The sequence below is a fragment of the Nonomuraea coxensis DSM 45129 genome (assembly GCF_019397265.1).
Taxonomy (GTDB): Bacteria; Actinomycetota; Actinomycetes; order Streptosporangiales; family Streptosporangiaceae; genus Nonomuraea; species Nonomuraea coxensis.
Genome location: NZ_CP068985.1, coordinates 4,910,355 through 4,931,589 on the forward strand (window position 1 = coordinate 4,910,355; position 21,235 = coordinate 4,931,589).

Here is a 21,235-nt window from a genome sequence, read left to right on the forward strand (position 1 = left end):
CGGGGAAGGACCTGGGCAAATGGGAGTCACATGCGGGCCTCGCGGCGCAGCAGCGCCGCCAGCGCCTCCGGGTCGGCCCCTGCGACGCCCTTGGCGGCGAACCAGGTGGCCATGTTGCGCGCGTCGCGGTCCAGGAACGACGGCCCGGCCGGATGCGCGACCACGTCCACGATCTGGGGCAGGTCGATGATCACCAGCCTGCCGTCGCGGACCAGCACGTTGTACGGGGACAGGTCGCCGTGCGCCAGCCCCTCCCCCGCCAGCGTCACCATCGCCTCGACGAGCTGTTTCCACAGGTCCTCGAGGCCGTCGGAGACCTGGGCCAGGCGCGGCGCCGCGTAGCCGCCGGGCGTCCCGACGAACTCCTGGAGGATCTCCGTACCGAGGATCTGCACCGGGTACGGCACCGGCACCCCCAGCTCCCACAGCCGGCACAGCGCCCCGAACTCCGCCACCGCCCACTGCGTCGCGATCATCTGCTTGCCGAAGGCGGTGCGGTTGGCCATGGCGCGGTTCGTGCGGCTCTCGCGGGTCGCGCGGCCCTCCAGGTAGCCGGAGTCGCGGTGGAACAGCCGGTGGTCGGCAGAACGGTAGCGTTTGGCCGCGAGCAGGCAGACCCGGTCGGTGCCGGGCACGCCCCGCGAGATCAGGTGGACGTCGGCCTCCTTGCCGGTCTTGAGCACGCCGTGCTCGGTGTCGACGGCGGCCAGCTCGGTGACCAGCCAGCCGGGGTACGGGCGCGGGCCCTTCTCCGTGGGCGTGCTCTGGTCCCAGGTGGACCAGCGGTCGCCCTCGGGAGGGCCGTCGTCGGACGCCGTCTCGGGCGTGCTCTCCAGCCAGGCGATGTCGTCGGCGTCGAGGGCGTGCTTGCCACGGCGGCGGTGTTGCGAGTGCTTCGGCACGGTGGGAATGCTCCAGAGGTGAGGCCCACCGGGGTGCCGATCGGTTCAGGTCAGCGGCGGACGCCCGGCGGGAAGGTGTGGGGACGCGGAAAACGGCACGCGAACAGTCGTCGTCACGGTCTCACCCTCCCTCCGGCAGGCGCTCGGCTTCCGCCCGAGTATGGCGGAGCCGTCCGTCCCGGGGCAACGCGTTTGCCGGGGGCCGGGGATCATGGGCGCGGCAGGTGGCGTACGCGGGCGGCCTCCCTGGTGAGGTGGTCGCGCTCCGGCACGCTGGTGGCGACGCGGGCGGCCTCGGCGTACAGGTCGGCGGCGCGCTCCAGGTCGCCGGCCCGCTCGTGCAGGTACGCCGCCGCAGCGGTGTGACGGGGCAGCTCGGCGGGCACCTCGGCGAGCGCCGCCAGCCCGGCCCGCGGCCCGTAGGCCTCCCCGACCGCGACCGCGCGGTTGAGCCGCACCACCGGGCTGCCCGTCAGGCGCAGCAGCTCGTCGTACCACTCCACGATCTGCGGCCAGTCCGTCTCGGCGGTGCTGGGGGCGTCGGCGTGCAGGGCGGCGATCGCGGCCTGCGCCTGGTACTCGCCCAGCTGGTCGCGGGCCAGCGCCGCCCGCAGGATCGTCACCCCTTCGGCGATGAGCCGGGTGTCCCAGAGCGAGCGGTCCTGCGCGGCGAGCGGCACCAGCCGCCCTCCGGGACCGGTGCGGGACGCCCGCCGCGCGTGGTGCAGCAGCATGAGCGCGAGCAGCCCCGCCACCTCGGGCTCGGCGGTCAGGGCGGCGAGCTGGCGGGTGAGCCGGATCGCCTCGGCCGCCAGGTCGACGTCGCCGCCGTACCCCTCGTTGAAGACGAGGTAGAGCACGCGGAGAACGGTCGCGAGATCGCCCGGCCGGTCGAGCGGCAGCCCCGCGAGCCGCCGCTTGGCCCGGCTGATGCGCTGCGCCATGGTCGCCTCGGGCACCAGGTACGCCGCCGCGATCTGCCGCGTCGTCAGGCCGCCGACCGCGCGCAGCGTGAGCGCGACGGCCGAGCCCTGCGGCAGGACGGGGTGCGCGCACAGGAAGTAGAGCCGCAGCGTGTCGTCGGTGGCGGGCGCCGGGGCCGGGGGCGGCTCGGCGTCCAAGGCGAGCTCCCGCCCCCGGCGCGACGCCTCGGCGCGGGCGGCGTCGAGGAACTTGCGCCAGGCCACCGCGACGAGCCACGCCTTCGGCTCGCGGGGCGGGTCGTCCGGCCAGGTGTCGAGGGCCCGGATCAACGCCTCCTGGACGGCGTCCTCGGCCGCGGAGAAGTCGGCTCCGCGCCGGACGAGGACGCCGATCACCGCGGGCACGAGCTCCCGCAGCAGTGACTCGTTCACGCGGCCGATTCTCCCTCGTCCTCCCGTGGCCGCCCGCCGCCACCCGCGAGCTGGTCGTGCAGGCGGGCGCAGGCGCGGGCGAACCGGCTCCCGCCGCCCGCCTTCACGTACGCCGACACCTCGGGGATCGCGCCGCGGGCTCCCGCCCAGGCGGCCACGTCCGCCGCCAGGGTCACGGCCTCGGTGTGCGCGACCCGCGGCCGTTCGCCGGGGGCGGGCAGCAGCGCGGGCAGCAGGCGGGTGAGCAGCCGCCAGACGGCTTCGTGCGCGCCCTGCCGCGCGGCGTCGGCGAGCACGCCGACGATCGGCCGCTCCTGGTAGTGCGGCGTGCGCCGGAGCAGCAGCGCCACCTGCGCGCCCACGTCCTCGGCCGGCAGGTCGCCCCTGGCGGCCATGCGCACCAGCAGCGCCGCCGCCTCCGGATCCGCCCTGGCGACCTGGAAGGCCAGGAGGAGCGCCATCGCCTCCCCGGCGGGCCCGTCGGCGTCGGCCAGCTCCCGCACCCATGGGGCGGCCACCCCCGGATGGGTGAGGTCGGGCAGGTAGTCGGCGGCGACGATCTCGCGGTGCGAGGGCAGGAGCGCCGGCCACCAGTTCATGGCGCCGCGGGACTGGAACCAGCTCCAGCGGGCCCGCGGGGCGAGCAGCTCGTCGAGGGCTTCGAGGCCGGTCGGCTCGGCGCGCAGCTCCGGCCGCAGCCGGATCTGGTAGGGCCGGCCCGCCGGCTCGTGCTCGTCGAAGAAGCGGTCGGTGGCGCCGTCGAGGTAGGACCACCGCACGCGCGTCTCCGGGTCGCGCGGCCCGCCCCCGGCCAGCCAGCGCGCGGCCGTCGCGGCGGCCGGCGAGCCGATCCGCGCGGCGTGCCCGGCCGCCTCGGGGTGGCGCCCGCGGGGCAGCCGCAGCAGCGCCTGCGCGAGGTCGGCGGGCAGCGGCTCCGCGCCCGCCGCGGCGCACTCCCCCAGCCGCTCCACCAGGACGGCGGGGTCGAGGTGGCCGGTCGTCAGGGTCGGGGTGGCCAGCAGCACGGGCGGCAGCGTGCCGGCCCGCAGCGCGCGGTGGATCTCGTCGAGCCGGCGCAGCAGGAACAGGTGGGGCGGCGCGACCTCGTCCGGCGGGGGCACGCTCGGCGACGTGCGGGTGCCCGGCCGCCCGGCCTGGGGGTCCGGCCACACGACGGCCGCCCGGCCCGCCTGCGGGGGCGGGCTCGGCCAGACGACGGCCGACGGGTGGATGCCGAGCAGCCGGACGGCCCCGTTCCACGCCGCCTCCAGCAGCCCGCCGATGGTCTGCTCCGGCGCGCCACCGGCGGCCGTGGCCTGCTCCGGATCGGTCACCTCCCTGACCAGGGCGCCGATCCAGTCGCTGACGCCGACCCACGGCTCCTGGGGATGGACCTGCGGGTGGAGGCCGCCGGACTGCCCGGCCAGCGCGCGCCGCAGCCCCTCCCGGTCGCGGGCGGCCAGCCGGACGAACGCCGCCAGCCACCGCTCGCCGTCCACCCACGTGTACACCGTCTGCCACACGTCGAGCGTGGGCTCGGGGAACGGCCCGGGCGCGGCGGGCGCGGGCAGCGGCGGCGGCGTGAACGCCTCCGGCCGCTCCTGCACCGTCACCTCACCGCCGAACCGGCCGGCCACCCGTGCCCCCAGCGCCTCGGGCAGCATCGGCACGGCGTCGGTGAGGACCTGGCCGGCCGGGGCGAGGGCGGCGGCGTGCTTGAGCGCGATCCTGGCGGCCCGCCCTTGCACCTCGTAGGAGGTGTGCCCGAACGCCGTGGCAAGGGCGGCTGCCAGCTCGGCGACGTACGGGTGCCCGGCCGCCCCGCCGATCTCGCGTTCGAGGAGGCGCAGACCGCCGAGGGCCAGTTTGGCCTCCGGGCGGAAGGTGAGCGCGCCGGCCGCCTCGGCCGTCTCGGCGGGACCCAGCGCGCCGCCGCGGCGGAGCTGGGCGAGGGCCGTCTCCGCGACCAGGCCGGGCGCGACGGGCAGCAGCCGCAGGTAGTCACGGGCGCGGGCGGCGGCCTCCTCCGGCGCCGGGTCGAGCAGCTCGTGCAGCCGGACGAAGAAGCGCAGGCTCACGCCGTCGCCGCCGCGCAGGAAGCGGCGCAGGCAGCCGTCGAGCAGTTCCTCCCGCGGCACCCGGCCGGCCGTCACCAGCCGCGCGATCAGGGACAGCCAGGGGGTCGGGGCGGGGGTGAGGCGTTCCTCGCGCAGCTCGCGGCCCGCGCCCTCCGCCTCGAAGACGCGCGGCAACAGCGGGCCGAGCAGCGGGTCGTCGTCGGCCGGGCGGGTGCGGAGCCAGGCGGTCACGAGCGGGTCGTGCTCGGGCGGGGTGGCCCCGGTGGCCCGCAGCGCGGCCAGCGCCAGCGGGGCGTCGCGGTCGCCGGGGGTGCGGATCTTCCTGGCGAGCCGGACGGCGACGTCGGCGTGCCAGCGGGCCGGGCGGGCGGCGAGCACCCGGGTCACCTCCTCGATCCTCGGCCACTGGTCGGCGAACTCGCGGCGGGTCAGCCAGGCGGCCGTGGCGGCGGGGCCGGACAGCAGCCCCGCTCCCGCGATCCGCAGCACCTCCCCGTAGCTGCCCGCGCCGCCGCCCTCGTGCTCGCCCTCGTCGGGATCGAAGTGCCACGGCGCGGCGGCGGCGCGCAGCTCGTCGCGGAGACCGGGCAGGTGCCGGGCGGCCTCGGCCCGCTCGGCGTCGGACAGGGCGATCACGAGGTCGGCCAGGCCGCGGGCGTCGCGGGCGAGCACGCGGTCGCGGACCCGCGCGCAGGAAGGGGGGCACGTCATGGTGGAGACCCTAGAGATGATCTCCGACAATCCGCGCCTGCGCCGTCAGCAGGCCGCGGGGCAGAACGTGACCTCGGGGTAGCGGGAGGACGGCTTGTCCAGGAGGGCCCGCCGCTCGGACTTCAGGTGCTCGTCCAGGAAGGCGGCCACGTAGGTCCGGGTGAGCTCGGCGGCGCGCGCCGCGGACAGAACCCCGGGGGCGGGCCTGATCCCGAGCGCCCCTGCCAGCAGCGGCCCGTCGGTGAAGGACTGGTGCTCCGCGCCCGACAGCACCAGCCAGCGTTTCCACCCGGTCAGCAGCTTCCAGTCGCGTTCCCACGAGGTGTCGCGACCGCCGGGGACGTGCTGGGGCGAGCCGATGAACAGGACCGGCCGGGAGAACCCGCCCTTGGGGATGCGGGCGTAGGTGGTGCCGTCCAGGTCGACGCCGGCGCGCACGCGGGGGTCCTTCACCATGGTCGCGACGGCGCTCGCCCCGCCGATCGACTGGCCCGCCATCGCGATCCTGGAGCGGTCGATCAGGGCGGCGCCCTCCCATCGCGCCGGCAGCTCGTCGAGCACGAAGGAGACGTCGGCCGCCCGTCCCGCGACCACCCCCGTGCCGAAGCCCGGGTCGGTGTCGCTGTCGCAGGCGAGGCATTCGGCGACCCGCCCGCCGGGGAGGGTCGTGGCGTGGTTCTCGTAGGTGTGGTCGATCCCGGCCACCACGTACCCCCGGCTGGCCAGGTCCTCGGCCAGGGAGGTCAGCGTGCTCACCGGCTTGGTGAAGCCCGGCGAGAGCACCACCAGCGGCAGGTTGCGGCCCGCGGGCGAGGCGTCCTTGACCGCGTTGGTGCGCGTCCTGCTGAGCATGTCGTCCGGCACGCCCGCGACCCCCAGGTGCCGCAGCATGAGCTCCGACTCCTTCGGCGTCATGTACGGCGCCCGCTGCCCGCCGCGCCGCGCGGCCGGGTACCACAGGGTGACCTTGAGCTCCCTGGCCTCGGCGTCGAGGTTCCAGGGGTCGGGGCGGGAGGTGTCCTTCAGGTACAGGGCGGTCGTGCCGACCGGATGGGGGCCGGTGGGGGCGGGCAGGGTGGCGGGGCCGGCCGGCGTGGCCGGCGCGGCCTCGGCCCGGGGCGGCGCCGGCGGGGAGCAGGCGGACGCGGCCAGGACGACCAGTCCCGCGGCGGCTGCCAGGATCCGTCTCATCGGGAGGTCCGTTTCACTCGTGCAGCAAGGTCAGCGCTTTGTCCAGGGCGGGGTCGCGGCCGGCGGCCGCGTCCCGCGGGGTCAGGGGCACGTGGTGGTCGGGCGGCACGCCGACCCGGTCGATCACCTCGCGGTCCGGCCCCAGGTGGTGCTTCGAGGGGAAGCTGAGGAGGGTGTTGTTCGCCAGCAGGTACGGCTGCGCCGGCCCCGAGATCACGCCGGCGGTCCTGGTGCCGACCAGCACCCCGAGGCGCAGGTCCTTGACCGCGGAGCTGAAGTGCTCGCACGCCGAGGCGCAGCCGCGGTCGGTGAGCGCCACCAGCGGCAGGCCGAGCAGCTCGACGGTGTCGTCGGTCCGCATGGCCGCGCAAACGGCGTCCACGGTGCACTGGTAGGCGGTGACCCTGCCGTGGCCGAACGCGCTCACCAGCCGCGTCGCCTCCGCCGGGCTGCCGCCGCCGTTGCCGCGCAGGTCCAGCACGACGCCGGACAGGGCCCGGCCGGCGCGCAGCCTGGCGATCGCCCTGAGCACCCGGTCCGCGGAGTCGGGCGCGAACCCGCGCAGCCGCACGTAGGCGATGTCGTCGTCCAGCAGCTTCGAGGTCACCACCCGCAGCGTGGCCGGATCCCGTTCGTGGAGTCCGGGCCTGAGCGTCACGCTCCAGCGGCGGCCGGTGCTCTGCCGCAGGAGCCGCAACCGGACCGGGCGCGCCTCCGGGTAGGCCGGGTAGAGGGCGGCGATCGCGGCGGTGGCCTTCCCGTCGATGAAGGGCGCCGATCCGTTGACCGACTCGATGACGTCGCCGGGCCGCAGCCCGGCCGCCCGCGCCGCGCCGCCCTGCACGGCGGTGACGAACAGCGGCGGGAGTGCGGCGCCGGGGTTGCCGTCCACCTGCGGGCCGTTGACGTTCGCCAGAAGGCCCAGGCCGTAGCCGTCGCCGTCGTAGAAGCCGGGCGGGCGGCCGACGCCGTGCGTCCAGCGGGCGTGGTTGTCGCCGAGCGCGGCCACGACGGCTTCGAGGGTGACGGAGGCCAGCTTGTCGCGCAGGTCGGGCACCTGGCCGGTGGTCCTGCGGTAGGCGGCCTCGAAGGCGGCCCAGTCGGCCCTGCGGTCGCCGGTCAGCGCCGGCATGCCCGCCTCGGGCACGTCGCGGCCGTTGCGGTTGAGCTCCTGGGTCAGCGCGGCGAATCCCGCGCTCAGCAGCGAGCGGGCGTCCAGCGTGGCGCCGCTGTAGTAGTTGCCGAGGACGCAGAAGTAGGCCTGCTCGATCACGTCGATCGTGGCCGCCGTCTCCGCGCCGGGAGCGCCCCGGGGCGCCGCGCAGACCGTGGCATCCGCCGTGCTCGCCTCCCCGCGCGGCGGCGCCGGGGCCGTGCAGGCCGCCGCCGCGAAGAGGGCGAGTACGGCGGCCGCGGTCCTCACGAGGGTCATGACAGGCGCCTGCGGATCCACCAGAAGCAGAGCCACGACAGGCCGAGGGTGAGCAGGGCGTAGATCCCGGTCTCCATCCACTGGAAGGGCCAGAACCGCTCCAGGGGCTGGTAGGTGGCCTGCTGCCGGTAGCCGAGCCGGTTGATTTCGGCGATGCAGCCGTCCCCTCCGCCCGCCGACGGCGCGCAGGGGCCCGACGTGGTGGAGATCTGGACGGCGCCTTCGCCGCCGGCGCCGACCGTGCGTCCGGCCGCGTCGACCAGGTCGGCGGACAGGACCCAGGCGCCCGCGTGACCGGGGACGGCCGACTTCAGGCGGATCTCCACGTATCCGCCCCGGTCCCGGTTGACGCCGATGCCGTCCACGTTCGTCTGGCCGAGCTCGAAGGCCGCGGTGACCGGGGGCATCAGGTGGGGCCGGACCAGCAGCGGCATGGCGAGCTGGAACGCGGCGAAGACGGCCAGCGTGAGGGCCATGGCGGGCAGCGTGCGGCGCACCAGCATGCCCACGGTCACGCCGAGGACGAAGGTGAAGGCCGCGTACCCCATCGGGGTGATGCCGCGCGCCCCGAACACCAGGGGAGCCATCAGGGCCAGGTTCTCGGAGGCTGACCTGTCCAGCGGGCCGGACCACCAGGTCACCATGAGGCCGCACAACCCGGCGACGGCCACGGCGGCCACGCCCATGAGCCCGAGCTTGACCGCCAGCCAGCGGCCCCGGGTGATGCCCTGGTTCCACACCATCAGGTGCGTGCCCGCCTCCAGCTCGCGGGCGACCAGCGGCGCTCCCCAGAACAGCCCAACGAGGGCGGGCAGGAGCAGCACGACGAGGGTCAGGGCCATGAAGGAGGTCTCGTGGCCGCCGAAGAAGCGGTCGTAGAAGCGGTCGCAGGAGTCGTCCTGGGTGCAGGCCGCGATCCCGGCGGCGTAGTCGGAGGCCAGGCCGGGGCCGGTCAGGGCCAGGACGACGGCGAGGACGACGAGCAGGGCGGCCGTCATGCCGGCCGAGCCGCGGAACTGGCGCCAGGTCAGCCAGATCATCGCCGCACCTCCAGGGCGACCCGCCGGTCCTCGGTGCGCTTGTCCATGTAGGCGAGGACGAGGTCCTCCAGGGCGAGCGGGGTGACCGTCCAGGCGGGGTCGTGGATCGGGCCGTCGGTGCGGACCACGTACGTGCTCTGCCGCGCGGTGTGGCGGGCGCTGACCACGTGCTGGTCGCCGGGGAGCCGATCGGGCTCGCGGCGCGGGCCGGTGAGCCGGTGGTGCGTGGCCAGCAGCCGCTCGACCTCCCCGGCGACCTGGACGCGGGAGTCGACGAGCACGATGAGGAAGTCGCACACCCGTTCCAGGTCGGAGACCAGGTGGGAGGAGAGCACGACGCTGAACTCGTGCTCGACCGTGGCCTCCATCAGTCCCTGCAGGAACTCGCGGCGGGCCAGCGGGTCGAGCGAGGCGACCGGTTCGTCGAGGATCAGCAGCTCGGGCCGCTTGGCGAGGCCCAGGGTGAGGGCGAGCTGGGCCCGCTGGCCGCCCGACAGCCTGCCCGCCCGGTGGGCGGGGTCGAGGCCGAGCCGCGCGATCCGGTCACGCGCCAGGGCGGCGTCCCAGCGGGGGTTGAGCCGTTCGCCTAATCGCAGGTGGTCGGCGACGCTCAGCCCGGCGTAGACGGGGGTGTCCTGGGCGACGAACCCGACCCTGGCGAGCTGCGCGGGGCCGGCCGCGGGACGGCCGCCCAGCACGGTGATGGCGCCCTCCGTCGGCTCCAGCTGGCCGCTGGCCAGCTTCAGCAGCGTCGTCTTGCCGGCGCCGTTGGGACCGACCAGCCCCACGACGTGGCCGGCGGGGATGCCGACGGTGCACTCGCGCAGCGCCCAGCGCCTGCCGTATCTCCTGCCCAGTCCCTGGGCGTGCAGGACGGCGTTCGCGCTATGTCCTCCTGAGCGGTGGTACGAAAGGTGGTCATGAAGAGGGCCTCGATGCTCTCGTCGTCGAGGCCGGCCCGGCGGGCCTTGTCCAGCCAGCGCCGCAGTTCGAGCCGCAGCGGGCCGTGCGCGGCCAGCGAGGCGTCGGTGAGCGTCGCCGTCACGAACGTCCCCACCCCCGGCCGGGCGGCGACCAGGCCCTCGTGCTCAAGCTCCCGGTAGGCCTTCAGGACGGTGTTGGCGTTGATCGCCAGCTGCGCCACGACCTCCTTGACGGTCGGCATCTGGTCACCCTCGCGGAGCACGCCGAGCCGGAGCGCGTGCCGTACTTGCTGGACGAGCTGCAGGTACGGAGAGACACCCGACCTGCTGTCCAGATGGAACTCGATCACCCTAATCTCCATTTATCTAGCTTGCTAGCACTATAGAGATTCGGATGTCAGCCGAGCATAAGGAGCGCCGCGATCGTCCCCCGGCCCTGGCTAGCCGACCCCGCTCAGGTCGCGAGCCCTCTCGGGGTGGTCGGGCACCTGCTGCGCGGAGACGTAGGCCGCGTCGCGGACCTCGTTGAGCCAGCTCGCCGGGGGCAGCCCCGGGATCGGGTGGCGGAGGGGGTTGAAGCGCGTCGGGTGCTCCGCGTCCGTCGACGCCGGCGCGGACAGGCGCACCTGACCGAACGGCCGCCACGGCCCCGACGGCGCGGCCGCGAGGAGCGCCACGACGAGGGGGCCGTGCTCGACGACCTGGGCGAGCGCGTCGACCGTGGCGGGCAGCCGCACCGGCGTGTGCAGCAACGCGCCCAGCAGCACCCGCCGCTCGCCCGCCCCGTACGGGAACAGCGAGCTGTAGAGCCCCGTCCACCGGGTCGCCGGCCGCAGCAGCCGCCGGCCGAGCGGGGTGCGCCCGGTGGTGGCCAGCAGCAGGTCGGCGGTGGTGTCGTCCTGCCGCCAGCGGAGCGCGAGTCCGAGGATGTCGGGAAGCGGCGGCGGCACGCCGACGGAGCGGGACAGGCGGGCGATGCCCCGCAGGTCCATCCGCCGGTCGAGGAAGGGCACCCCCCACGGCTCCGGCGTGCCGTGCAGGCGCAGGTGCGCGTCGAGCACGAGCCCGGACGGGTGGAGCGGCCGCCCGTGCCGCAGGCGGGCCGCCGCGCCGAAGGCCGCGGCCAGTCCCGACCTCGTGAGTGAGGTCAATGGCTGTCCCATGGGTGCTCCCGAATCGTCGCGCGGTGCGGCGCCGGGGATCGGCGCCCACGGGTCGGCAGCTACCCCCTGGGCGTCGGGCAATCATCGCGGCGGGATGGTGTGGTTGATCCGGAAGAGGTGGTCCGGGTCGTAGGCCGCCTTCAGCGCGGTCAGCCGCCGGTGGTTCTCCTCGGTATAGGCGCGGCCGACCCTGCCCGGGGCCGCGTCGTGGTCGAACAGGAACCCCGGGAGCTGGGCGCCGGTGTCCCAGCGCCGCAGCCGCCGCAGCACCTCGTCGGCGGTCCTGCGCGCCTCGTCGGCCTTGTCGGGCGGGGCGGGGATCCGCAGCCACAGATGGAAGGCCGCGCCCTGGGTGCTGACCGGGTGCGGCCGGACGGGCGGCCGGTCGAGCGCCCCGCCCAGGTGGCGGAGCTCGATGCCGGGGAACGGCCCGCCGGGCGCCGCCGGGTCGATGAACGACACCAGCTCCGCCACGGCCTCCTCGTCCAGCTCGTACGTCAGAGCGCTGCGCAGGTGCACCATCACCGGGTTCCTGGGGTCCTGGTAGACGCCGGTGATCTCCGTGTACGGCATCGCGCGGCAGGTGTCGCCGCCGGGCCCGAGCGCGCGCAGCGGCTCCACCAGCCGCGCGCCCCGCTCCTCGTCCCCCATGCAGACCACCCGGACCAGCACGAGCGAACGGCCCCGGAACTCCTCGGGCAGCTGCGGCGCGTCGGGGAAGCGCATCAGCGTCACCGAGGACGACATCTCCTCCGGCTGCTCCTTGGCCCACGCCAGGTAGGAGCGGAGCACGTGGGCGGCCTGCCCCGCGTCCTCGACAGGGAAGCGGAGGTCGCCGGCGTAGATCGTGCGCAGCGGCAGCAGCTCGATCTCGGCGGCGACCACGACGCCGAAGTTGCTCTTGCCGCCCCGCACCGCCCAGAACAGGTCGGGCTCGCTCTCCGGCGAGACGGTGCGGAGCCGGCCGTCGGCGGTGACGACGTCGAGCGAGCGGACGTGGCCGGCGGCGAAGCCGTACGTGCGGCAGGCCAGCGGGAGCCCGCCGCCGGTCAGGTAGCCCATCACCCCGACCTGCTCGGAGGAGCCGCACAGCGGCACGAGACCGTGCTCGGCCGTCGCGGCGAGCACCTCGCCCCACCGCAGGCCGGCGCCGGTCCGCGCGGTGCCGGCGCCCGGGTCCACCGACAGCTCGCGCAGCCGCCCGGTGGCGATGAACACGGCCCCGTCGGCGGGAACGGACACGCCGTGCCCGGTCGACTGGACGGCGACCGGCCGCCCGGTGTCGGCGGCGTACCGGACGGCCGCGGCCACGTCATCGGCGTCGGCGGCCTCCACGATCACGTCGGGCCGGTGCCGCACGGTCAGCAGCCAGCCCGAGCAGGCCGCCTCGAAGCCCTCGTCACCGGGGTGGAGCGCGCGGCCCCGTACGGCCAGGGCGCCGGCGGCCCGGACCGTGGTTCTGCCGCCGTCACTCGGGCGGCCGGTCGGGGTCGTCCCTGTGGGGGTGTCATTCATGATCCCTCATCAATCCATTGGTCGGTCCAACATTGGCTGGGCCAACAATACAGATAATCGTGGGTCCGTCCAACGATTGCTAGATTTGCGCTCGTGAACATCCCCGAGGAGGCGCCGCCGCGGCGGTTGCGCGGCCTGCCGAGCCGGCTGGCCAACCAGGCGGCGCTGACGGCCAACCGGATCGTGGACCAGGCGCTCGCCCAGGCCGGCGTCCGGCGCTACCACTACGCCCTGCTCGCCACGCTGGAGGAGTATGGACCGGCCAGCCAGGCCGGCCTCGTCCGCCGCACCGGCATCGACCGCAGCGACATGGTGGCGGTCGTCAACGACCTCGCCGAACGGGACTTCCTCAGCCGCGCGCCCGATCCCGAGGACCGCCGGCGCAACGTCGTCACCATCACCCCGGCGGGCCGCACGCAGCTCGCCGAGCTCGACCGGCTGATCGCCGCCGCCCAGCAGGAGTTCCTCGCCCCGCTGCCCCCCGCCGACCGCGAACACCTGATCGACCTGCTCACCCGCCTGGTCGAGCCGGGCCCCTGAAGCCGGGCCCCTGACCAGCGGCAAGGAATCGCCAGCATACGGTGATCGGTACGCCCTGCCCGGAGTGGCGCCCGCTCCCGCGCGGTACGACCTGGTCCTGACACCGGCGAGCTATCGGGGGGAACGGTGCGGAGGACCTTGCCGGCCGTGGTGGCGGTGTTCGCGACCGCCCTGGCGCTGACGGGCGGCTGCGGCGGCGGAACCGGGACGGGCGGCTCGGGAGAGGCCGGACCGGACGCCCCCCGGCAGGCCCGGCCCGTCATCACCCCCGACGAGGACTTCGTCCCGGACGAGGACAGCGGCGACCTCCCCGAAGCCACCGCCCAGGTCGGCTTCGACTGCCAGCAGATGTCGAAAAGTCACGACTTCCGGGGCACGGCGGAACGGATGGGCCGCGCGGCGTCCTCCAGCGACAGCTCACCCGAGACGAAAGCGGTCGCGAAGGTCTGCGAGGCGGCCGCGAAGGCGAACCAGGGGCTGATGGGCGAGGCGCTCGACGACGGTCACGAGGCGGAGCGGCTCAGCTCCGCCCTTCCTTCCTCGATGCGCCGGCCGAGCCTGCGGATGCTCAACCACACGCTGCTGGTCGCCGCCGCCGCCGAGGGCGACCTCGAGACCCTGCGGCGGGCCCGCGCCGCGCTCGAACGGCTCGGCGGGCTCCCGCCGGACTTCCTCAGGGACGCGTGCTCGGTGGCCGCCGACCCCGCCGCCCTCCCGGAATGCGCGACCCTTCCGCCAGCCCGTACCGACTCCTCACCGTCCTCGTCGTCGTCCTCGTCGTCGTCCTCACCGTCGTCCTCGTCGTCGAGCGGGCCGGAAGAGCCGGCCGGGCCCGGCACCGGCGGGCCCTCCGAACCGTCCCCCCAGGAACCCGTCGAGCCTCCCGACGGCGGCCCCGCCGAGCCGGACCACGACGACGGCCCGGCGCCGGACGAGTCGTGAGCGGACCACCGCCCGCGGAAACCCCTGCGGGCGACGGTCCCGCGCCGGGCCAGGACCTCACGCGCGTCTGGACCGTCATCACCCACGTCGTGACGCCCACCACGTTCGTCGCGGCCATCATGATGTACATCGGGGCCGTCCGCGCGAACACCATGTACGCCCGCCTCGGCGTCGATCAGAGCATGCTGGGCCTGTCGTTCCAGGACTACGTGCTGCGCAGCGTCGCCCTGACGATCGAGCCGCTGATCCTGCTTTTGGTGGTGGCCCTCATCGCGCCCCCGTTGCACGGGTGGCTGCTGCGGTCCGCGACCAGCCACCCCAAGGCCATGACGCGGGTGATCGCGGTCATGGCCGTGCTCGGGGCGGTGAGCGTCGCGGTGGGGATCGTGGCCATGGCCGGCTGGCGGAGAATGCCGTTCTACGTCGTGCCCTGCTGCCTGGGGCTCGGCGTCTTCGTCCTCGTCTACGGCATCTCCCTCCACCAGCGGATCCACCCGCGGCCGGCCAGCTCCCCCACCGACCAGATCCTGCGGCGCACGGTCTGCGTGGCGCTCCTGCTGGTCCTGCTGCTGTGGGCGGTCACCCTGTACGCGCAGCAACGCGGCGCCGAGGCCGCCCTCCGCTACCGGATGGACCCGGCCGCGATGCCCAGCACGGTGGTGTACGCGGCCCGCCGGCTCTACCTGGAGGGCCGCGGAATCGTCGAGACGCCCTTGCCCGACACCACCGCGGAGTACCGCTACCGCTACACCGGCCTGCGCCTGCTGATCCACTCCAACCAGCGGTACTTCCTCCTGCCCGCCTGCTGGGCGACCGACCCGTGGGCGCGCGCGGTGGTCCTGCCCGCCGACGGCTCACTACGCCTGGAGTTCTCCGTACGCAAAACTCCACCCGAGTGCCCCGCCTGAACACACACCCGAGTGCCGGGCCTCCCGACCTGAGCGCCGCCCAAGCGCCCAACCTGAACTGCGCCCGAGTACCTGACCTGAACTGCGCCCGAGTTCCCGGCCTCCCGGTCTGAGCGGCGCCCCGCGTGTCCGGGCAGCCCGCCAAGACCATCGGCCTGAGCCGCGGCCATAGGCGCGGGATCACTCGTCCAGCACACAGGACCGCTCGACAAGCTCCGTCATCGCCTGCTGGAAGTCACGGCGGCGTCGCTCACTCCAGCCCTCGGTCAGCCGGTCAAAGACCTGCTCCTGCCAGTCATGGGCATGATCCAGCAGGGCCAGCCCCGACGGGGTGAGCGCCGCCCGACGCTGGCGCCCATCCGCCTCCGAGGCCCGCATGACCAGATAGCCGGCCTCTTTCGCGCTCCTGACCAGCCGTGACGCCCCGCTCTGGTCGATGCCGATCTCGTGGGCGACGGCGTTGACCGTGGCCGGAACCCCACGCCCGGCCAGCGCGTGGACGGCCTCGACGACGAGCACCAGCCGCCCCTGCTCAGCCACCTCGGGGTCGCCCACCTGCGACCTGCGCGACCAGTACCGGACGAACCCGAACAGGACCTGCCCCGGCCCCGGCGTACTCACTCGGTGGCCGCCATCTCGCGGCAGATGTAGGCCAGCTCCAACGCCTGCCGGAGATCCGGCAGCCGCAGCGCCGCCGTCACCTTCCCGTCCGCCACCCGGAACACCGTCGCCACGCGAGTCGCGCTTTCGCTTCCGGGCCAGGTGGCGTCCTCCTCCACGACCATGAGCCGTTCGCTGACGGGATGCCACGACCGGGGGCGCAGGGTGATCCCCGAGCGCTCCACCCACTCCGCGAACTGCTCCGGCGTGATCGGCCCCGCGCCCTTCGGGCCCAGGACGACGATGGGATCACCGACCGCGCGCGCCGCACGCCGCAGGTCGGCGTCATTCACACTCGCATGCCACTCGCTGATCGCTGCCTCAAGTACCGACTCCACCCCCAAACTCTATGCGAAACGCATACATCTCGGAAGTCCACGATCACGTACGGGAGCGGCCCACCCCCTCGGCCACCTCTCCCCCGCACTCCGACAAGCCTGTTCATCCCACTCCCCGACAATGGGCTTGCCGTGCCCCGCACGTTCAATCACCAGGAACAGCCGGCCGCAGGGACGGACATACAACTCTGGGCCACCCACCAATGCGCCGCCCACACAGCACGCACAACCTCGCCAACGCGCACGCTCACAGCCGCCGCACGAAGCCGCCGCACGAAGCCGCCGCACGAAGCCGCCGCATGACGCCACCGCGCCGACGAGTTGACGAGCCGCCACCAGAACTCCTCCACCGAGCGACGACTTCCCCCTGCGGCAGGAGTCTTCACCTTCGATCACCCTTACCGACCCCGACAGACATAAGGACCACTGTGACCAGCCACGAGAAGCCATCCGGCATGCCGAATCCGCAGCCGAACGAAAGGAACAGCAGCCCGGCCGACCTCTGGCCGCTGGTGCACGCCGAACGAGCCGCTCTGGCTGCCGACCTCGCGGCCCTCACCGAGGAGCAGTGGGCCACGCCATCGCTGTGCGCCGGCTTGACCGTACGCGAGGTGCTGGCCCACCTCACCGCAGGGGCGAGCCTCAACAGCGTGCGTTGGATGGCGGGCGTGATCCGATGCAGGTTCGACTTCGACAAGCAGGTCGCCATGCGGCTGGCCGAGCAGTTGGGCGCGACCGCCGCCGAGACGCACGCCAGGTTCCGCCGCGTCATCACGAGCACCACCAAACCGCCTCTCCCGGTGGTGGCCATGCTGGGCGAGACGATCGTGCACGCCGAGGACATCCGGCGACCGCTGGGCATCCGGCACAACTACCCGATCGAAACCCTCACCCGCACAGCCGAGTACTACCAGGGCTCCGACCTCGTCGTCGCCGCCAAGAAACGCATCGTCGGCCTGCGACTCGTCGCAGACGACGGCCCTTTCACCACCGGCTCAGGACCGCTGGTGTCCGGCAGCACCGTGGCCCTGATCATGGCGATGACCGGCCGCGCGGCATACTGCGACGAACTCGACGGCGACGGCGTCAAAATCCTCCGCGACCGACACACCCTGACATGACCAGATCTTGGCGCCTGCCAACCCCCGGACCGTCACTGTCCCCATCAACGATCACTCACCAACGACGAGGTCGCCGTCGCCAACGACCTCGTCAACAGCGACCCGTCGCCACCGCCCTCGCCAGCCACCCTCGCCGGCCACTCTCGCCGTGCCCTCAGCGGTTCCTCCTCCGCCGTGTCGCCGCACCACCGGACTCCTGCAACACCATCAGCTCAGTCCCAGAGCCGATGACCAGCCACACCCGACTGATCGACATGTAGACCGAACTCCACAGCCCCGAGCCGTACAACGAGCAGCCCCTCGTTGTACGCGCCCCCTCAGTCCACGCGACCAGAGAGCCAGCCCCTCTCAAGCAGCCGCACCCGATCAATCACATCAGAGCCGCAACCCCTCGTACGGAGGCTGCACCACCACGCCCTCCTCCCGCCCACCAACACGTCAATCACCCTCCACCTCAGTTTTTTTGGATTTAAATTTCTGGAAAATAAAAATGCTAAGGTCGGCGGGTGGCTTCGGAGACGGCTGTCGTGACACCTTGCAAGCACTGCGGAGCACCGATCGAGCAGCGTCGAGGCCGAGGCCGGCCGAAGGAGTACTGCCCGGAGAAGGGCTGCCAGGCGGCAGCCAAAAGGGAGCGGGAGCTGCGCCGGGCGACCCCCGGGCTGGAGGGCGCCCTGGCCAGGGCCGAGCAGTTGTACGACCGGATGGAGAGCGGCCTGGCTGCGGCCATCGAGCCCCTCGCACGGGCGTTGGCCGAGGAGCTGAGCCCCGCCGGTGTGGAGGCGAAGCTGAGCACGGTGCAGGCCGAGGCCCACGCGCGGGTGGCGATCGCGCGTACGGAGCGGGAGCAGGCGTTCGAGCAGGTACGCCTGGCGAGGGAGGCTGCCGAGCACGCCCGCCGGCAGACGGCCGAGATGCGCGTGCGCCTTGAGGAGGCGGAGAGCGAGAAGGAGACCGCGCTCAACGACGCCGAGCGGGCGCGCGAGCAGGCGCTCGCCGCGTTGCGTGAGGCATCCAGCACCGAACGGCAGGCGCTGCAGACCGCCGAGAAGGCGGGGCGCCGGGCCGAACTCGCCGAACGGCGGGCCAAGGAGGCGGCGCGGCAGGCTGAGCTTGCCGAACGGCGGGTCGAGGAGGCACGAGCCGAGGTGACCCGCGTCCAGGAGGAGGCGAGGGCCGAGATCGAGCGCGTCAGGAAAGAAGCCGAACAGGACCGGGCGGAACGAGACCGGGCCCGTGAGGCGGCGAAAGCCGCGCTCCATGAGCAGGATCGGGCCGAACGCGAGCTGATCGCGGCCCGCGCGCGAGAGGAAGCCGCCGCTCAGGAACGGGAACGAGCCCTGGAACGGGCCCTGGTGGCCGAGCGGACAGCCAACGAGGCCGGCCGGGACCTTGCCGCCGTCCACGCGGCCAAGGCAGTGGCGGCCGAGGCGAAGACCCGGGCGGAGACGGTCACCAAGGAGCTCGACCAGGCGCGGATCGAGTTGCGGATGGAACGGGCGCGGATCGAGGAGCTTCGGGCGGAACTGGAGGCGGCTCGGGCGGAGGCGGCGCAGTTGCGCGAGCGGGCGGTCGCCGCCGAGCTGCGGGCCGAACGGTGAGGCTGGACGATGCTGACACTTGACCAGATCCGCGCGTTCGTGGCGGTCGCGGAGGAGCTGCACTTCGGCCGGGCCGCCGAACGACTCCGTATGACACAGCCGCCGCTGAGCCGCCACATCCAGAAGCTCGAACGCACGATCGGCGTGACCCTCCTGGAACGCGACAACCGGCGGGTGATCCTCACCGAGGCCGGGCGCGGCTTCCTCGAGGACGCCCGCCGCATGCTCACGCTGGTCGAGACCGCCGGCGACCGCGCCCGCCGGATCGCCGACGGCGCCAGCGGCACGTTGCGGCTCGGCTTCACCGCCGTCTCGGCGATCAGCGTGCTCGGCAGCCTCCTGCGTCTGCTGGCCGAGCGACTGCCGGAGGTCGACGTCATCCTGCACGAACGGGTGACCGCCACGCAGATGGACGGCATCCTGCGCGGGGAACTCGACCTGGGCCTGGCCCGCCCACCCTTCGACCAGGTTCGCGCATCCTCTGACCTGGGCCGCCTTCGGCCCGACCAGGGCCGCCCACCCTTTGGCTTGGGCCGTCTTCCCTCCAACGAGGGCCGCCCAGCCTTCGGCCGAGCCCGCCCACCCTCTGACTTGGGCCGTCTTCCCTCCGACCTGGGCCGCCCAGCCCTTGGCGGAGCCCGCCCACTTCCCGACCAGGGCCCCCAACCCTTTGACCAGGCCCGCCCAGCGTCCGAATCGGTAGCGACCCGCCCACCGATCGACATGACTCTCGCCCAGCCGACATCCCGTCTGACCGGGATCGACTCGCGAGTGATCTTCCGCGAGCCGCTGTGCGCGGTGGTGCCGGACGGCCACATGCTGGCCACGCTCGACCGGCCGCTCGCTCCCGACGACTTCGCCGGCCTGCCCATGGTCAGCTACCACCCCGTGCAGTCGCGCTACTTCCATGAGCTGACCGTCCGCTTCCTGTCCACCGTGCGGCCCAGGGCCGAACAGCAGGTGCACCAGATCCTCACCGCGGTGCTGCTCGTAGCAGCGGGGCGGGGAGTGGCACTCGTGCCCGCCAGTGCCCGCTCGCTCGGCATCGAGGGCGTGGTGTTCAGGGACCTCCTCCACGGAGGCGGCACTCCCATGTCCAAAGACCGCAGCGGCAATCCCCTCACCGGGGACGACGGCGACGAACTCATGGCCGAGAACGACGAGGGCGGCGGCGAGCACCCCGTAGAACTGCATGCCATCTGGAACCCTGGGTCGGCCAATCCGGCGCTGTGGCGCGTGCTCGACCTGCTGCCCGGCGTCGAGGGCCGAGGCTGAACCACAAGCGGGTTGTGGGTTTCCCACTCCTGATACGGAACGTGCATGCCCGGATCGTATGCGTAATCGACCCGGCCGCACATCGGACCCAGGTCGTACAACCGTGGTCTGCTTCAACGGCGAAAAGAGCAGACGACGGTCCGATGCGGCGCGGCGGCCCGTTGCGGCACTCTCGAACGCGTGATCCAGTCGAACCTCCTCCGGCTACGCCGTGCCCTGCTGTCCCTGTCCGTCGCCACCTCGGTGGCGGCGCCGGTGATCGGCGCGGCGCGCCCCGCGGCGGTGCCCGCGCCCGTCCCCGCGAGCGCGGCTCCTCTGTCAGAGCTGACCGCGCGGGCTCTGACAGACAGATACGCCACCAGCCGGAGCGACGTCCTGGCCGCCGAGGACGCGGCAGCCCGGCACGGCGATCTGCGGCGGGCCGCGGCACTGCGAGCAATGGCCGCTCCTGGCCGCCGGTTCCTGTCCTTCGACGGCCGGGAGGGCGGGAGGGTCGTGGAGATCTTCGGCGATCTGGCGGCGGCGGAGCACGTCGCCGTCCTGGTCCCCGGCGCCGACACCCACCTCGAGAAGTACGGCCTGCTGCACGGCGGCGCGCTGCGGCTGCACCAGACACTCGGTGACGGCTACGCGGTCGTCGCCTGGCTCGGCTACCGGACGCCGGCGACGCTGAGTCTGGACACACTCACGTCGGACCTGGCGGACGAGGGCGCCGCCGGACTGCGCGACTTCGTCCGGCGATTGGCGGCAGCGAAGGGCGGCGGCGGGGTGTCACTGCTGTGCCATTCGTACGGCGGGGTGGTGTGCGCACGAGCCGCACCTGGTCTGGACGTCGCCCGCATCCTGCTGACCGGCAGCCCAGGCGTCGGCGCGGACAACGCCCGCGCCTTACGGACCTCTGCGACTGTCTGGGCGGGTCGGGCCAGTCACGACTGGATCAGTCTGGTGCCGCACACCCGTCTCCACCTGTTCTTCGTCACCCTCGGCCTGGGCGCCGACCCGGTCTCTCCTGACTTCGGCGCGCGCGTCTTCGCGGCGGGCGACGGCGGCCACAGCGACTACCTGACGGAGGGGTCCCTCGCCCTACACAACATCGCACGAATCATCACAGGCCAGGATCCCCTCCAGGCCGACCCCGGCCGCTCCCGACCAGACACCGCGACCTCTCAGGCAGGCCGGGGACCGACCCTGATGAGGCCGGCCCCCGTCCCGCAATCACCGGACGACAGCAGGCGCGAGCGGACGCATCCGGGCAGAGGTGGCCAGGCCATCAGCGCCCCAGGGCGGACGCACCCGAGTGCCACGGAATCCACGGTGAACGGCCAGAAGCCGCTGACACGGGCCGTCCACCCGGCGGAAACGCTGGGATCGGGCATCAACCGCGCAAGCACGCCGGGACCAGCCCTTCACTCCGCGGGGACGCCGGGACAGATAGCTCACTCCGCGGGGACGCCGGGACCGGCCGTGGATGCCATAAGGCCGTTGCCCAAGGTGGGCGGAAGCGCATCGAGGCCGCTGGAAGTGGGCGGACGTGCGTGAT

Annotated in this window: 19 protein-coding genes; 7 read left to right on the forward strand and 12 right to left on the reverse strand. The window is 73.7% G+C overall.

Going from position 1 to position 21,235, the window contains the following annotated elements; all coding sequences use genetic code 11:
• Positions 1-26: 26 nt before the first annotated feature.
• The 10 genes from Nocox_RS23130 to Nocox_RS23175 form a co-directional block, all read right to left on the reverse strand.
• Positions 27-902 (reverse strand): serine protein kinase RIO, encoded by an 876-nt coding sequence (locus Nocox_RS23130; RefSeq protein WP_020540429.1) that lies wholly within the window; start codon positions 900-902, stop codon positions 27-29.
• 209 nt (positions 903-1,111) lie between these two features.
• Positions 1,112-2,257: an RNA polymerase sigma factor gene (locus tag Nocox_RS23135; RefSeq protein WP_020540428.1), complete on the reverse strand. Its 1,146-nt coding sequence runs from the start codon at positions 2,255-2,257 to the stop codon at positions 1,112-1,114.
• Positions 2,254-5,046, reverse strand: coding sequence for a DUF7824 domain-containing protein (locus tag Nocox_RS23140; RefSeq protein ID WP_157382742.1), 2,793 nt, complete (start codon positions 5,044-5,046; stop codon positions 2,254-2,256). Before Nocox_RS23140 ends, Nocox_RS23135 begins: the two co-directional genes overlap by 4 nt.
• Positions 5,047-5,091: 45 nt before the next feature.
• On the reverse strand, positions 5,092-6,237 hold the full coding sequence (locus Nocox_RS23145) for an alpha/beta hydrolase family protein (protein WP_020540426.1): 1,146 nt from the start codon (positions 6,235-6,237) through the stop codon (positions 5,092-5,094).
• A gap of 13 nt (positions 6,238-6,250) precedes the next feature.
• Positions 6,251-7,669: a S41 family peptidase gene (locus Nocox_RS23150; protein WP_020540425.1), complete on the reverse strand. Its 1,419-nt coding sequence runs from the start codon at positions 7,667-7,669 to the stop codon at positions 6,251-6,253.
• On the reverse strand, positions 7,666-8,709 hold the full coding sequence (locus Nocox_RS23155; RefSeq protein ID WP_020540424.1) for an ABC-2 transporter permease: 1,044 nt from the start codon (positions 8,707-8,709) through the stop codon (positions 7,666-7,668). Before Nocox_RS23155 ends, Nocox_RS23150 begins: the two co-directional genes overlap by 4 nt.
• Positions 8,706-9,536 (reverse strand): ABC transporter ATP-binding protein, encoded by an 831-nt coding sequence (locus Nocox_RS23160; RefSeq protein WP_425517802.1) that lies wholly within the window; start codon positions 9,534-9,536, stop codon positions 8,706-8,708. Before Nocox_RS23160 ends, Nocox_RS23155 begins: the two co-directional genes overlap by 4 nt.
• On the reverse strand, positions 9,452-9,982 hold the full coding sequence (locus Nocox_RS23165; protein WP_246649503.1) for a GntR family transcriptional regulator: 531 nt from the start codon (positions 9,980-9,982) through the stop codon (positions 9,452-9,454). The genes Nocox_RS23160 and Nocox_RS23165 overlap by 85 nt, the downstream gene beginning before the upstream one ends.
• 90 nt (positions 9,983-10,072) lie before the next feature.
• Positions 10,073-10,795, reverse strand: coding sequence for a hypothetical protein (locus Nocox_RS23170; protein ID WP_063711578.1), 723 nt, complete (start codon positions 10,793-10,795; stop codon positions 10,073-10,075).
• An 81-nt stretch (positions 10,796-10,876) separates the two neighbouring features.
• Positions 10,877-12,310 (reverse strand): FAD-binding oxidoreductase, encoded by a 1,434-nt coding sequence (locus Nocox_RS23175; protein WP_020540420.1) that lies wholly within the window; start codon positions 12,308-12,310, stop codon positions 10,877-10,879.
• Between the two features lie 93 nt (positions 12,311-12,403).
• Here Nocox_RS23175 and Nocox_RS23180 point away from each other — a divergent pair, with 93 nt between their 5' ends.
• From Nocox_RS23180 to Nocox_RS23190, 3 genes are all read left to right on the forward strand, one after another.
• A complete protein-coding gene (locus tag Nocox_RS23180; RefSeq protein ID WP_020540419.1) occupies positions 12,404-12,850 on the forward strand; it encodes a MarR family winged helix-turn-helix transcriptional regulator in 447 nt (148 codons plus the stop codon).
• Positions 12,851-12,976: 126 nt separating this feature from the next.
• A complete protein-coding gene (locus Nocox_RS23185; RefSeq protein WP_157382741.1) occupies positions 12,977-13,792 on the forward strand; it encodes a hypothetical protein in 816 nt (271 codons plus the stop codon).
• Positions 13,789-14,700: a hypothetical protein gene (locus tag Nocox_RS23190; protein ID WP_020540417.1), complete on the forward strand. Its 912-nt coding sequence runs from the start codon at positions 13,789-13,791 to the stop codon at positions 14,698-14,700. Before Nocox_RS23185 ends, Nocox_RS23190 begins: the two co-directional genes overlap by 4 nt.
• A 180-nt stretch (positions 14,701-14,880) precedes the next feature.
• Here the strand turns inward: Nocox_RS23190 and Nocox_RS23195 are convergent, their stop codons facing one another.
• Entirely contained in the window at positions 14,881-15,321 is a 441-nt protein-coding gene (locus Nocox_RS23195; RefSeq protein WP_020540416.1) for a MarR family winged helix-turn-helix transcriptional regulator, read from the reverse strand.
• The gene (locus tag Nocox_RS23200; RefSeq protein WP_020540415.1) at positions 15,318-15,653 is read right to left on the reverse strand and encodes a hypothetical protein; all 336 of its coding nucleotides are present in this window, start codon (positions 15,651-15,653) and stop codon (positions 15,318-15,320) included. Before Nocox_RS23200 ends, Nocox_RS23195 begins: the two co-directional genes overlap by 4 nt.
• Positions 15,654-16,153: 500 nt before the next feature.
• On the opposite strand from Nocox_RS23200, the gene Nocox_RS23205 reads away from it, so the two are divergent.
• The 4 genes from Nocox_RS23205 to Nocox_RS23220 all read left to right on the forward strand — a co-directional run bounded on the left by Nocox_RS23205 (position 16,154) and on the right by Nocox_RS23220 (position 21,234).
• Complete coding sequence (locus Nocox_RS23205; RefSeq protein WP_020540414.1) at positions 16,154-16,819, forward strand: maleylpyruvate isomerase family mycothiol-dependent enzyme; 666 nt, start codon at positions 16,154-16,156, stop codon at positions 16,817-16,819.
• Between the two features lie 527 nt (positions 16,820-17,346).
• Positions 17,347-18,420: a coiled-coil domain-containing protein gene (locus Nocox_RS23210; RefSeq protein WP_246649505.1), complete on the forward strand. Its 1,074-nt coding sequence runs from the start codon at positions 17,347-17,349 to the stop codon at positions 18,418-18,420.
• A 9-nt stretch (positions 18,421-18,429) separates the two neighbouring features.
• Positions 18,430-19,695, forward strand: coding sequence for a LysR family transcriptional regulator (locus Nocox_RS23215; RefSeq protein WP_020540412.1), 1,266 nt, complete (start codon positions 18,430-18,432; stop codon positions 19,693-19,695).
• Positions 19,696-19,875: 180 nt separating this feature from the next.
• Positions 19,876-21,234 carry an alpha/beta hydrolase gene (locus Nocox_RS23220; protein ID WP_020540411.1) on the forward strand — a complete coding sequence of 453 codons (1,359 nt, stop codon included), beginning with the start codon at positions 19,876-19,878 and terminating at the stop codon, positions 21,232-21,234.
• The last annotated feature ends 1 nt before the right edge of the window (position 21,235 follow it).